Consider the following 12,064-nt stretch of genomic DNA (forward strand, 5'->3'; position numbering starts at 1 on the left):
GCACCTGCTGTAATAAAACAGGATAAGGTAGAAATGTTAAAAGTATTTTTTCCATCGCCACCAGTACCAACAATATCGACCGCATTGAAATCGCTGAGGTTAATTGGTAAACAGAGTTCTAAAAGAGCGTCTCTAAAACCTCTTAACTCCTCTAGAGAAATACTTCGCATCATGAAAACAGAAAGGAAGCATGTAATTTGGCTGGGGTTATACATATTATTAGATATGTTAATTATAACCTGTTTTGCCTCCTCGGATGAGATGGTTTCGTGATTTATAAGTCTATTTAGTATGTTTTTCATATTCTTTAAAGTCCTTTAAAACAGAAATTTTGTCTTAATTATTTACCCAATTTTCAAGTATCTTCTTTCCTTCAGGAGTTAATACTGATTCAGGGTGATATTGAACACCTCTAACATCGTAAATTTTATGTCTTAATGACATCACTTGTCCGTTGGCATCAAAAGATGTGGCTTCTAAACAATCTGGTAAATTTGGATTTACAACCCAAGAATGGTATCGACCAACTTCTATATTTTTATCTAATCCTTTAAAAATATATTCGTCATTAACGCAAATATTCACATTTGTAGCAACGCCATGATAAACCTCATCTAAATTTATTAACGATCCTCCAAAAACTTCACCAATTGCTTGTTGTCCAAGACACACTCCTAAAATACTTTTTGTTGATGCATATCTTTCAATAATTGGTTTTAATAATCCTGCTTCATCAGGGATTCCTGGACCAGGAGATAAAACAATTTTATCAAATGGTTCAACATCTTCCAATGCTAATTTATCGTTTCTAACTACGGTTACATCACAGTTTAAATCTTCTAAATAATGCACAAGATTATATGTAAAACTGTCGTAATTATCTATTACTAATACTTTCTTCATCTTAAATATCTTCTGCTAATTTAATAGCTTTAGTTAATGCTCCTAGTTTATTGTAAACTTCTTGTAATTCGTTTTCTTGATTTGATTTTGAAACTAAACCTGCGCCCGCTTGCCAATTAAGTTTATAGTCTTTACTTAAAAACGTGCGAATCATAATCGCGTGATTAAAATTGCCATCAAAATCCATAAAACCAATAGCGCCACCGTAAAAACCACGGCTTGTTTTTTCGTAATCTTCAATAAGTTGCATAGCCCTGTGTTTAGGAGCACCACTTAAAGTTCCAGCAGGAAATGTATCTGCTACTACTTGCATGGTTGAGGTTTCCTTATGTTTTTGCCCAGTAACTTTACTCACCAAATGAATAACATGTGAGAAAAACTGAACTTCACGATAGGTTACCACTTTCACATCACTTCCATGACGACTTAAATCATTTCTTGCTAAATCAACAAGCATCACGTGTTCTGCATTTTCTTTGTCGTCCTTTTTAAGTTTTTCTGCTAAAATTTCATCTTTATTTTCGTCTCCAGTTCTTTTAAAAGTCCCAGCGATAGGATGGATTTCTGCTAAGCCATCATCTACAATAAGTTGCGCTTCAGGCGAGCTTCCAAATATTTTAAAATCGCCATAATCGAAATAGAATAGGTATGGCGACGGGTTTATACTTCTAAGAGCGCGATAGATGTTGAAATCATCACCAGTAAATTCTTGAGAAAACCGCCTTGATAATACCAATTGAAAAACATCTCCGCGTTGACAATGTTTCCTAGCAACTTCTACATGTTTTCTAAATTCATCATCGGTTAAATTTGATTTTATGTCACCTTTTGAACTGAAATTATATGAAGCAAAATTTTGAACATTAATCAATTTATCAATAGCATCAATATTATTGGGTACACCGTCATAACAATGAGCAAAAATATAAGCTTCATTCTTAAAATGATTTATGGCTATTATGTTTTGATAAACCGCATAGTACATGTCCGGAATAACAACAGAATCGTCTTTTTTGGTTATTTCAACATCCTCAAAATACCTTACAGCATCATAAGCGGTATATCCAAAAATACCATTATTTATAAATTTGAAATTTTCTTCAGACTTCGTGTCAAAGCGCTTTGTGAAATTATGGATTTCATCAGCAACATTAATTTCTTTTGTTATATTTAACGACGTTGAACTTCCATCTGGGAACGTTTCAGAAATCACCTCGTTTTCAACTTTTATTGTTGCAATAGGGTTGAAACAAATGTATGAGAAGTTTTTATGACTTCTGTGATAGTCGCCACTTTCTAGTAAAATGCTATTTGGGTATTTATCTCGTATTTTATAATAAACCGTAACAGGGGTAATCGTATCTGTTAGAATTTTTTTGTGATATGTATAAAGGCTGTATGTCTTCATCTATTTTGTTTTATTTTATTCTGAAACAATTTCAGAACAAAGAAAAAGGCTTGTCGTGAATGACAAGCCTTTTGAATATTTTAAGTTTTAAATATACTAGGGTTTTACTTCACGAAGATTAGTTTCGAAAGCTCCACCACCAAGTATTATTTAAAATTGTGTTCATTAATTTAAATTTAAGCATCAAATATAAAGATGAAAATTTTATTAACCAATTCTTTACTGGTTTTTTATATAAAAAAAACTACCATATTGCTATGGTAGTTCTTAGGGGGTTACTTAGGAATGAGAGAAATTTAGTCTGCTATTAACCGAATCTTTCCTAGTAACCTAATCAGTTCTTGAGCTTCATTTTCGGATAAAACTCCTGTTATTTGTTGCTCTGTGCTATCAATTAAAATGTCAATTTCCGTTAAGAAATTTAAGCCTAATGCGGTTATAGTTATGTCTATTTTTCGTTTATTGGCTTTATTAATTTTTTTTAATACTAAATCTTTTTTAATGAGTTTATCTATCAATCTTGTAGTATTGCTCATTTTATTAATCATGCGTTCCTGTACTGTTGCAAGTGAGGCTGCACTTCCTTTCTGCCCACGTAAAATTCGCAAAACATTAAATTGTTGTATCGATATACCATAAGGTTTTAAAACATCGTTAAATTTACTGTTAAGTAATCCGTAGGTAAATAAAATATTCACAACCACTTTCTTTGATAAAGGTAAATTTGAACTTACTTTTAGAATATTCTCTATACCCATCTTTCAATTGTTGTATATACAAATGTAAAAAAATATTATTACAAATGTGATTTCTATAAAAATTTGTTAAACTACAGGTAAACCATTCAAGTATTAATTATTTTTATCGTTATGAAGTTAAGTATGTTAATTGTTGCTGTTTTTTTAATGGCTAGTTGTGCTAAAAATAAGAAAACGACTGAAGGGCAAAAAGAGGTTGTAAAAGAAATTGTTGACACAGCAAATGTATTACCCGATTTAGAACTTGAAATTTATGATTTTAATGGTTTTGAAACTTTTTTAAACAAGAAAGATAATAAGATTCATGTTATTAATTTTTGGGCAACTTGGTGTGCCCCATGCGTAAAAGAGTTGCCTTATTTTGAACAGCTTAATGCTGAATATAAAAGCAAAAATGTTGAAGTCGTGTTGGTGAGTTTAGACTTTCCGCATTTGTATGATAAAAAATTGAAGCCTTTCATTAAAGAACGTGAATTGGCATCAAAAGTAATTGTTTTAGAGGATGCAGATATGAATACGTGGATACCTAAAGTAGATGAAAATTGGTCAGGCTCCATTCCAGCAACCATTATATACAAAAATGATAAAAAACAATTTTACGAACAATCATTCACTTTTGAAGAATTAGAAAATGAAATCAATAACTTTTAAACAATAAATTATGAAAAAGACAATCAAATTAATTCCAATTGCACTAATTATGCTTTTTATTAGTGCTTTTACGTTAAACAATTCAGCCGAAAAAGGTTATCAGATTGGCGATGTAGCTGAAGATTTTTCTCTAAAAAATATTGATGGAAACATGGTGTCTTTAGCAGATTATAAAGACGCTAAAGGTTTTATAGTAACATTTACATGTAATACTTGCCCATTTGCTGTAATGTATGAAGATAGAATACAAGCATTGAATGAAAAATACGCATCCAAAGGCTATCCTGTAATTGCTATTATGCCAAATAATACGGATGTAAAACCAGGTGACGCCCTACCAGAAATGAAAAAGAGAGCGGCAGAAAAAGGCTTTACGTTTCCGTATTTAATAGATGAAGGACAAAGGGTTTACCCAAAATTTGGTGCCACTAAAACGCCTCATATTTACATTCTTGAAAAAACTAAAAAAGGCAATATTGTAAAGTATATTGGAGCTATTGATGACAATCATTCTGATGCTTCCGCAGTTAAGGTTAAATTTGTTGAAAATGCAGTAAATGCCTTGTTAAATGGGAAAGAAGTAGAGCAAAAGGAAACTAAAGCTATTGGTTGTTCCATTAAAGTATAATTAAGCGTTAATTTAAAATTGAATGCTAAGTGTAATAGTTTGGATTTTTTTTCGTCTATAAATTTAGTTATATTAATTTCGCATAACATCAATATTTAAAATAAACATGGAAGATTTAACACAAGAAGAATGGGTAGAACAACTAGCAACAGATGAAAATGCAGTAGTTCTAGATGTAAGAACTGATGCTGAAGTAGCAGATGGGATTATTCAAAATGCCGTTCATTTAGATTTTTATAAAGGTCAGGAATTTGTTAATAACATTGAAGCCCTTGATAAAAGTAAAAACTATTATGTGTATTGTCGTTCAGGAAACAGAAGCGGACAAGCATGTAAACTTATGGAACAACTTGGCTTTGAAAATGCCTATAATCTTGAAGGAGGAATGTTGGCATGGACTGGAGATGTAGTTAGTTTAAAATCATAAATTGAAATGAAATCATTTCAACTCTTGGTCGCATCGGTTTTATTCAGTTTGATGGTTAGTTGTCAATCAAGTGATAACAAAAATGGCGTAAGAATAAGCCCAGAAATTTTTAACGATTCTATTTCTAACAATGAAACTCAAATAATTGATGTAAGAACGCCTAAGGAGTTTAAATTATATCATATTGAAGGAGCAGAAAATATTAATTATTACTCAGAAAAATTTGCAGATAGTGTGCGCTTACTAAATCCAAAAAAGGCTGTTTTTTTATATTGTCGGTCTGGAAAACGAAGTTCAGAAAGTGTTACTGTATTTAAAGAATTGGGATTCAAGAATATATATGATTTAGAAGGAGGAATTATAAACTGGACAAAAGAAGGTTATAAAGTAATATCAAATTAATTTAAGCTTTTTTGTAATAAATTAAACAGCTTTAACAGCAGTAATGCTCTTTTAACTACTTTTTAGGTACTTTACCTTTTTTATTTTTTATACCGTAATAGTTTTGTTTTTTTTGTAATAAAGTTTGCCATTATGTTATAAAAAACTTAATTTAATGGTTTGTTTTTAGAATTGATTCATTAATAGCATTTTAATTTAATTATAATATGGATAACGGTTTCATCATATTAGGTATTATTGCTCTATTATTTTTGAGCATGTATGGGTTCTCATATCTTTCTGTTTATAGAGAGAAGCAAAGCCAAAAAAAGAATCTACAAAAAGAATTAGAAAGGTCTGAATTAAGACGACAGGCTCGTGTCAAAAATCAAGAATTAATTGATGAAAGAGTTAAAAAATTTAGTGCAAGAAAAGAAGAAATTCAGCATGAATTGATGTTGTTAAAAAAGATGAAAGAAAAGCAAAAAGTAAGCTAGACTTATTACTCAAATATACAAAGCTCCTATGGTTTAAATCGTGGGAGTTTTTTTTATCATATAATTTAAATTGATAGTTAAAAATTAAAAATTTAAAGACTGTGAAGGTTTTGGTAAATATGCAACTGGTCATATAGGATTACAAGATCATTCGGATGTGGTGTGGTTTAAGAACATAAAGATTAAAGAACTTTAAAATCACTATTTACACTTAAAAAAAATTGATTACATAGTATACCAGAATATGGTATTTTGATAGATTGTTTGTTGACTAAAACCGTAAATAAAAGCCCTGTAAACTAAAAGTTTACAGGGCTTTTTTGTGGAGTCGGAGAGAATCGAACTCTCGTCCAAACAAGTAACCAAAGAGCTTTCTACACGTTTATTCTATTCTTGGGTTTTCGATTAAAAGCTGGTTACAGACAACCCACCTTTAACTTATCTTCTTAAGTTTCGTAAAAGCATCAAAGCGCTACTTAAACTATATTGACATTTACGATGCCTCAAAATGGAACGCCGTCAATCAAGGCTTTCCGGAGACATAAAGCTTGTACACCTTGTGTACCTAGGCCAATTCTACTATAATTCGAATTATGCAGCTAAAGCGTAGTTATTCTCGCCGTTTAAAATTTGGTCTAGCCTTTTACGTGTTTCAATGCCATTACACGACGTGCTTACCGTTCAATTAATCTCGCTGTCAAAACCAGTCGACCCCGTTTTTATTAATAAAATAGTAAATTTTTAATTTGGGCGTTACCCTAAAGGGTCAGGCTCTCGGCAGTCGCTTTTTTGTGTTGCATAGGTGCAACAACACAAAAAGAGCTTCAACAATGCCTCCATCCCTAACGCGGGCAGCAAAGGTATTAAAAAACTTTGTTTACCACTTCAAATCTATTACTTTTAGTTCAAAATTTGTACCAAAGCAAATTCGTGTCAGTAAAAAAACAAATCCTATGAAATTCGCCATCATAAAAGAACGTAAAAATCCGCCAGATCGTCGCGTCGTATTTTCACCATCAAAATTAGCAGAAGCTAAAAAGCAATTTCCAGAAGCCACTTTTAAAGTGGAAGCTTCAGATATTCGCGTGTTTCCAGATAATCAATACAAAGCTGCCGGGTTTGAAGTTACCAATAATGTTTCAGATGGCGATGTTATGATTGGTGTAAAGGAAGTACCTATAGATGCCTTAATTCCAAACAAAAAATACTTTTTCTTTTCACACACCATAAAAAAACAACCTTATAATAGAAAATTACTAAAGGCTATTTTAGAAAAAAATATAGAGCTTTACGACCACGAAACAATTGTAAACGAAAAGGGATTCCGACTTATAGGTTTCGGTCGTTATGCTGGCATCGTTGGGGCGTACAATGGATTCCGAGCATGGGGATTAAAATATAATTCTTGGAGTTTGCCAAAAGCAGGACCTCTGCCAAATCAAGCTGCTCTAATTTCAGAATTACATAAAATTAAACTTCCTAACATTAAAATATTACTAACAGGCAGCGGAAAAGTAGCAAACGGGTCACAAGAAATGCTGGATGCCATGCATATAAAAAGTGTATCGGTTCCAGATTATTTATCCAAGACGTTTAGTGAACCAGTTTATTGTAAAATTGATGTCCTTGACTATAACAAGCGCAAAGACGGAAAGGTTAAAGATAATTTCGATTTTTTCAATAACCCAAAGGATTATGATTCTAATTTTATGCGTTTCGCCAAAGTGACAGATTATTTTATTGCAGGTCATTTTTATGGTGATGGTGCGCCATATTTATATACCAGAGCCGATGTAAAATCTCCAGATTTCAATATCAAAGTAGTAGCAGATGTAAGTTGCGATGTTGATGGGCCAGTAGCAACCACATTAAAAGCATCAACCATCGCAGACCCTATTTATGGCTACGACCCACAAACCGAAAAAGAAATAGATTATAAAAACGATAATGCCATAACGGTTATGGCAGTCGATAATTTACCTTGTGAACTCCCAAAAGATGCCAGTGAAGGTTTTGGCGATATGTTTTTAAAACATGTTATTCCTGCTTTTTTTAACAATGATGCAGACGGTATTTTACACCGAGCCCTAATTACCAAAAACGGGAAACTAACAGAAAAATTCTCCTATTTACAAGATTATGTAGATGGAATCTAATATTTTTACAGTAAATTTTAATTCTATTTATTATTAAAACAGCTTTAGTAACAGGAGCAGCTTCAGGATTAGGCTATGAGTTAGCACTTTTATTAGCCAAGGATGCTTTTAAGTTAATTTTAGTAGATGTTGATGCCGAAAATTTAGAAAAAACTAAAACCGAAATAGTTCAAAATTTTAATATTGAAGTTGTTGCGTTAGTTAAAGATTTAAGCCTTCCTAGTATTGCTCAAGATATTATAGATGACATAGATAACACGCCAATAGATGTATTAATAAACAATGCTGGTTTCGGATTGTTTGGGTCGTTTTCAGAAACCGATTGGGAGCGCGAATCAGCCATGTTACATGTACATATTTTAACCACAACTCATTTAACCAAATTGGTGTTAGAAGGTATGATTAAACGTGGTTCAGGACAAATATTAAACATGTCGTCGTTAGCGGCTTTTCAGCCTGGGCCTTTAATGTCAATTTATTACGCTTCAAAAAGTTTTATGTTGTCGTTTTCTGAGGCAATAGCAAACGAGCTTAAAGGTACAGGGGTTACCGTAACGGCTTTGTGTCCAGGACCTACAAAAACATCTTTTCAAAATACGGTTTCAGAAAACACCTGCGATAACAAAATTAAATTCAATATGGCCTGTGCTAAAGAAGTGGCACTTTATGGATATAAAGCCATGATTAAAGGTAAAACCTATGCAATTCCTGGTAGATTTAATAAGTTATTAGCAACCATCCCGAGGTTTATTTCACGAAACGCAGCAACTACTATAGTCAGAAGAATTCAGGCAAAAAATAGGGAAGATTAAACTTCAATTTAAAATCAATTTTTAAATTCTTCGAGCCATTTTAAAGGGATACTCTACAATAATTACTGTAATGATACCAAGTGAATATGCTACCAAATCGGATATTTCGAAAGTACTTCCTAAAATGAGATTTGCCAAACGGTTTTTTTGTAAATTAAATAGTGCGAGATAATTAGTAAGTTGTAAAAACTCTACAATAAAAGCTATAGCTAAAACTGCAATGGCAATTTTAAAATGATGCCCTTCCATAAAGCTTTTAAAAAAACAGTACAGTAAAATGACACATAAATAATCGCCAACTGTGTGCCTAATAAAGCCTGTTTTTAGGTAGATGGCTATTAGCGCTTCTATGGTAAATAGAAGTAGAGTTAATAATAGGTATGTTTTACTTAGTTTCATAAGGTTTCAATTAGTAAATAAAAATACAAAAGGGCTACTGGGATATTAAGTAAAATAATTCCGCAGGTTTTAAAGAGTTCGAGTTTTTGATTGTTATTACCTAGTAAATGAAATACCAATATAATTAGCGAGATGGTATTGACTATTATTGCAATAATTATAAAAATAACTCCTGCGTATATAAAGGCTAATGAATTGGTGAAATATGTTAGTTGTATAACAAAAAATATAGTGCCAATCATAAAGCTTAAAAGCGCTATGGTTTTACTTGTTGTAATTAAATTATTCATCGTGATATATTGCGTTAGTGATTGAAGCGGCATCCTTTTTTGAGGAACGAGAAAAAGATATAGCGGAAAGCACGACCCCCGATTTTTTATCGGGGGAAACGCCCACCTATTTAACCAATAAAATTAACCGTTGTTCCAATCTATTTTTCTAGATACATACATAACACTTGTTAAAATTAAAAACAGACCAATACTACCAACTAAAAGGGCATAGTTTTCTAACTGAATAATAACGTAAATAAAGGTGTATAACGCTGTTAATGACAACCCTATAAATAATGGGAATTTAAATGTTTTTAATATGGATTTTGAATATAATGTGATGAGCGCAATAACTGATATTCCAGCTATTAAATAGGCTTTTAGAAAGTTGCTATGTTCTGATATAGATACTAAAAGCGTGTAAAACATGGTTAGTGCTAAACCAATCATTAAATATTGAAACGGATGAATGTTTATTTTGCTTAACGTTTGGATTAAGAAGAATACTAAAAAGGTTAGCCCTATAACAAGGAACCCGTATTTTGCCGAGCGTTCGCTTTTTTGGTACTCATCAACAGGAATCATGAAATTCACACCAAAGGCAAATTCTTTTAAGTCGGGGATGCCGTTGTAATGTTCTTGTGAGAAGGGTCTGTTTAAATCAAGTATTTTCCATTTTGCATGAAAGCCATCTTTATTAATTTTGTCGTCATTAAAAGGGAGGAATTCTCCAAAAAAGTTGGCGGTTTGCCAGTTTGAGGTAATTTCGGCTTCGGTTTGTTTCCCTGTTGGAATGAAACGAATTTGCTCGCTTCCCTTTATATTAAAATTGATATTGAAACTTAATGGTTTTTGAAATAATAACTGATTTTTGTTAAGCGTTTTTGTTTCTAAAGTGTGTAGAACTAATTGATTGGTATTATAGTTTTTTTTGCCATTGTATTTTGATGTGAGTTCATAATTTGTACTATCTAAATTTAGGTTTGCTTCGTTAACACCTTTTACGTTTGATGACTGAATAATTATTTTTGCTTTGTCCCAAAGGATATCTTTATCATTAATATCAATATCGCTAAATACAGGTTTTGTGAAGGCTCCAGTAATATTCATTTTACTATTATATACAGCAGTTGTATAGATGCCTCGTTTTTTTTCTTCAGGATTTATTGTTGAATTAATGTTGAGTTTTTCCGGGAAGAAATAAGCGTTTTTTATGTCTTCTATGGTTTCGGTATAAACCGCTTTTGTTTTTTTATCAGTTACGGTTTTCTCTTGGTAGGTTTTGTAAGGAACTTTTAGAATTGGACCGTAAATAAGGACTTCATTTCCCCATTGTTGGTTTATTTCATTGATAACTTGGGTTTGTCTATGAGAACGCTCGCGAATAAGGTCTTGAATAAAAAATAAGGGTATTAATAATACGAAGGATAAAAAGCCAACTATGAGCATTCTTGCTGTGATAGATGTTTTTAGCCAGTTTCCGAATTTGTTTTGCTGAGGATTGTTTGATGCTTCCATAATTGATTGTTTAAAGTACTTTGAAATTCAAAGTAAATGATTAAAAAAATATCTATTGTTTGTTAATTAATTTTTCAAGTGCTTCAATATGTTTTTGAAATGCTGCCCTACCTAGTTTTGTTGCAGCATAACGCGTGTTTGGTTTTCTTCCAATAAACTGCTTTTCTACATTTATATAGGCTTCTTTTTCAAGTGCTTTTGTGTGGCTTGCCAAATTTCCATCCGTTGCCCCTAAAAGTTCTTTTAGCATATTAAAATCGGCATATTCATTCACCATTAAAATAGACATAATGCCTAATCTAACCCTATGATCGAATGCTTTATTTATGTTGTTTATAATGCTCATTTTTTCTTTTTAACTTCCAGCTAGCGGCGAACCAAAAATGCCAACGGCGAGTTCAGCCCATAACAATACTAGAAGGACAATTATTATTGAAATTATTATGATCCGATGACTAGTTTTTGTGAATTTTTTTAAAAAGAATTCCATACTAATTCCTGCGCCAAAAAGTAAAATTGCTGCTGCAATAAAATCTCCTAAAGTCCAATTAACCTCGTCTGTAAACTGCATCGATATTAACGGGATTAAAAGTAATGCAATAATACAAATGCTGATAGTTTTTAATCTTTTGCTAATGGTAATCATTATTTATCATATTTAAAGTGCATCCAAGAACCATAGATAATGTGCATAAATCCAAAACCAATAACCCAAAGCCAAAATCCATAACCAGGAAATAACGCCGCAATTAAACCTAAAACAATTTCGATAAATCCTAAATAACGAATATCACCAAGGCTATATTTTGATGCATTAACCAAGGCTAAACCGTAAAATATTAGCATCAATCCACCAGATTGACCATATTTTCCTTGGCTTAAAATGATTAAGATATAGGTGCCACCAGTTATTAAAGGAATTAAAAAATTATAAACTAATCGCTTTGATGTGGCATCCCAGATTTTCTCGTCATGTTTTTTTGCTTTTTGAGTAGTTAATAGAATACCTGTAACAATGCTTAAAAAGGCAACCATCATTAATATTAGCAGGCATAATCTGAAAATTTGGCCGTCTAATATTAATACGCCGTTACTATAGGTTGAAACCAGCCAATAAGCAACAGTAGCTCCAACTAAAGCATAAATACCAGCAAGTATTCCTGATAATCCACTAAGCGATATAAAGCGAGATGATTTGTTCATCATATCTTTAATATCACTAATGTCTTTTAAATAATCTTTTGATTCCATATA

16 protein-coding genes, 1 other RNA gene and 1 pseudogene are annotated in these 12,064 nt (G+C 31.9%); 8 read left to right on the forward strand and 10 right to left on the reverse strand.

Translation table 11 applies throughout. From position 1 onward, the window contains the following. The 4 genes from WBN21_RS04550 to WBN21_RS04565 all read right to left on the reverse strand — a co-directional run. Positions 1-302 (reverse strand): anthranilate phosphoribosyltransferase (locus WBN21_RS04550; RefSeq protein WP_424198102.1); only part of this gene is annotated, 302 nt, incomplete at its 3' end. 34 nt (positions 303-336) lie between these two features. Beyond that, positions 337-903, reverse strand: coding sequence for an anthranilate synthase component II (locus tag WBN21_RS04555; protein WP_424198103.1), 567 nt, complete (start codon positions 901-903; stop codon positions 337-339). 1 nt (position 904) lies between these two features. Then, positions 905-2,311 (reverse strand): anthranilate synthase component I family protein, encoded by a 1,407-nt coding sequence (locus tag WBN21_RS04560; RefSeq protein ID WP_424198104.1) that lies wholly within the window; start codon positions 2,309-2,311, stop codon positions 905-907. A 296-nt stretch (positions 2,312-2,607) separates the two neighbouring features. Beyond that, positions 2,608-3,069, reverse strand: a complete 462-nt coding sequence (locus WBN21_RS04565) for a MarR family winged helix-turn-helix transcriptional regulator (RefSeq protein WP_424198105.1) — start codon at positions 3,067-3,069, stop codon at positions 2,608-2,610. A 111-nt stretch (positions 3,070-3,180) separates the two neighbouring features. On the opposite strand from WBN21_RS04565, the gene WBN21_RS04570 reads away from it, so the two are divergent. The 6 genes and pseudogenes from WBN21_RS04570 to WBN21_RS04595 form a co-directional block, all read left to right on the forward strand. Then, entirely contained in the window at positions 3,181-3,720 is a 540-nt protein-coding gene (locus tag WBN21_RS04570) for a TlpA disulfide reductase family protein (protein ID WP_424198106.1), read from the forward strand. Positions 3,721-3,730: 10 nt separating this feature from the next. Further along, entirely contained in the window at positions 3,731-4,348 is a 618-nt protein-coding gene (locus tag WBN21_RS04575; RefSeq protein WP_424198107.1) for a thioredoxin family protein, read from the forward strand. Between the two features lie 106 nt (positions 4,349-4,454). Next, positions 4,455-4,775, forward strand: a complete 321-nt coding sequence (locus tag WBN21_RS04580; RefSeq protein ID WP_424198108.1) for a rhodanese-like domain-containing protein — start codon at positions 4,455-4,457, stop codon at positions 4,773-4,775. Positions 4,776-4,781: 6 nt separating this feature from the next. After that, positions 4,782-5,177 carry a rhodanese-like domain-containing protein gene (locus WBN21_RS04585; RefSeq protein ID WP_424198109.1) on the forward strand — a complete coding sequence of 132 codons (396 nt, stop codon included), beginning with the start codon at positions 4,782-4,784 and terminating at the stop codon, positions 5,175-5,177. 206 nt (positions 5,178-5,383) lie between these two features. Further along, on the forward strand, positions 5,384-5,653 hold the full coding sequence (locus WBN21_RS04590) for a hypothetical protein (protein WP_424198110.1): 270 nt from the start codon (positions 5,384-5,386) through the stop codon (positions 5,651-5,653). Between the two features lie 88 nt (positions 5,654-5,741). Beyond that, positions 5,742-5,849 (forward strand): annotated as a pseudogene (locus tag WBN21_RS04595) (family 16 glycoside hydrolase); the annotation flags it as partial. A gap of 124 nt (positions 5,850-5,973) precedes the next feature. Here WBN21_RS04595 and ssrA read toward each other — a convergent pair. Next, positions 5,974-6,368: a transfer-messenger RNA gene (gene ssrA, locus WBN21_RS04600) on the reverse strand. Positions 6,369-6,606: 238 nt separating this feature from the next. Between ssrA and WBN21_RS04605 the strand changes: the two genes are divergently transcribed. Both WBN21_RS04605 and WBN21_RS04610 read left to right on the forward strand, forming a co-directional pair. Further along, the gene (locus WBN21_RS04605; RefSeq protein ID WP_424198111.1) at positions 6,607-7,809 is read left to right on the forward strand and encodes an NAD(P)-dependent oxidoreductase; all 1,203 of its coding nucleotides are present in this window, start codon (positions 6,607-6,609) and stop codon (positions 7,807-7,809) included. Positions 7,810-7,841: 32 nt separating this feature from the next. Then, positions 7,842-8,621, forward strand: coding sequence for an SDR family NAD(P)-dependent oxidoreductase (locus WBN21_RS04610; RefSeq protein ID WP_424198116.1), 780 nt, complete (start codon positions 7,842-7,844; stop codon positions 8,619-8,621). Between the two features lie 21 nt (positions 8,622-8,642). Here WBN21_RS04610 and WBN21_RS04615 read toward each other — a convergent pair whose 3' ends face one another. From WBN21_RS04615 to WBN21_RS04635, 5 genes are all read right to left on the reverse strand, one after another. After that, entirely contained in the window at positions 8,643-9,020 is a 378-nt protein-coding gene (locus WBN21_RS04615) for a DUF2809 domain-containing protein (RefSeq protein WP_424198112.1), read from the reverse strand. Positions 9,021-9,433: 413 nt separating this feature from the next. Then, positions 9,434-10,810, reverse strand: coding sequence for a cell envelope integrity protein CreD (creD, locus tag WBN21_RS04620; protein ID WP_424198113.1), 1,377 nt, complete (start codon positions 10,808-10,810; stop codon positions 9,434-9,436). 52 nt (positions 10,811-10,862) lie between these two features. After that, positions 10,863-11,156 (reverse strand): winged helix-turn-helix domain-containing protein, encoded by a 294-nt coding sequence (locus WBN21_RS04625; RefSeq protein WP_424198114.1) that lies wholly within the window; start codon positions 11,154-11,156, stop codon positions 10,863-10,865. A gap of 9 nt (positions 11,157-11,165) precedes the next feature. After that, positions 11,166-11,456 (reverse strand): hypothetical protein, encoded by a 291-nt coding sequence (locus tag WBN21_RS04630; RefSeq protein WP_424198115.1) that lies wholly within the window; start codon positions 11,454-11,456, stop codon positions 11,166-11,168. Continuing rightward, entirely contained in the window at positions 11,456-12,061 is a 606-nt protein-coding gene (locus WBN21_RS04635) for a hypothetical protein (RefSeq protein WP_424198117.1), read from the reverse strand. Before WBN21_RS04635 ends, WBN21_RS04630 begins: the two co-directional genes overlap by 1 nt. Positions 12,062-12,064: the final 3 nt, after the last annotated feature.

The organism is Algibacter sp. (genome assembly GCF_049667265.1).
GTDB lineage: Bacteria > Bacteroidota > Bacteroidia > Flavobacteriales > Flavobacteriaceae > Algibacter_B.

Coding starts and splice junctions, on each gene's coding strand:
- WBN21_RS04590 (WP_424198110.1), top strand. CDS start 5,384: ATGGATAACGGTTTCATCATATTAGGTATTATTGCTCTATTATTTTTG.
- WBN21_RS04630 (WP_424198115.1), bottom strand. CDS start 11,456: ATGATTACCATTAGCAAAAGATTAAAAACTATCAGCATTTGTATTATT.
- WBN21_RS04565 (WP_424198105.1), bottom strand. CDS start 3,069: ATGGGTATAGAGAATATTCTAAAAGTAAGTTCAAATTTACCTTTATCA.
- WBN21_RS04570 (WP_424198106.1), top strand. CDS start 3,181: ATGAAGTTAAGTATGTTAATTGTTGCTGTTTTTTTAATGGCTAGTTGT.
- WBN21_RS04615 (WP_424198112.1), bottom strand. CDS start 9,020: ATGAAACTAAGTAAAACATACCTATTATTAACTCTACTTCTATTTACC.
- WBN21_RS04635 (WP_424198117.1), bottom strand. CDS start 12,061: ATGGAATCAAAAGATTATTTAAAAGACATTAGTGATATTAAAGATATG.
- WBN21_RS04575 (WP_424198107.1), top strand. CDS start 3,731: ATGAAAAAGACAATCAAATTAATTCCAATTGCACTAATTATGCTTTTT.
- WBN21_RS04605 (WP_424198111.1), top strand. CDS start 6,607: ATGAAATTCGCCATCATAAAAGAACGTAAAAATCCGCCAGATCGTCGC.
- creD (WP_424198113.1), bottom strand. CDS start 10,810: ATGGAAGCATCAAACAATCCTCAGCAAAACAAATTCGGAAACTGGCTA.
- WBN21_RS04625 (WP_424198114.1), bottom strand. CDS start 11,156: ATGAGCATTATAAACAACATAAATAAAGCATTCGATCATAGGGTTAGA.
- WBN21_RS04580 (WP_424198108.1), top strand. CDS start 4,455: ATGGAAGATTTAACACAAGAAGAATGGGTAGAACAACTAGCAACAGAT.
- WBN21_RS04555 (WP_424198103.1), bottom strand. CDS start 903: ATGAAGAAAGTATTAGTAATAGATAATTACGACAGTTTTACATATAAT.
- WBN21_RS04560 (WP_424198104.1), bottom strand. CDS start 2,311: ATGAAGACATACAGCCTTTATACATATCACAAAAAAATTCTAACAGAT.
- WBN21_RS04585 (WP_424198109.1), top strand. CDS start 4,782: ATGAAATCATTTCAACTCTTGGTCGCATCGGTTTTATTCAGTTTGATG.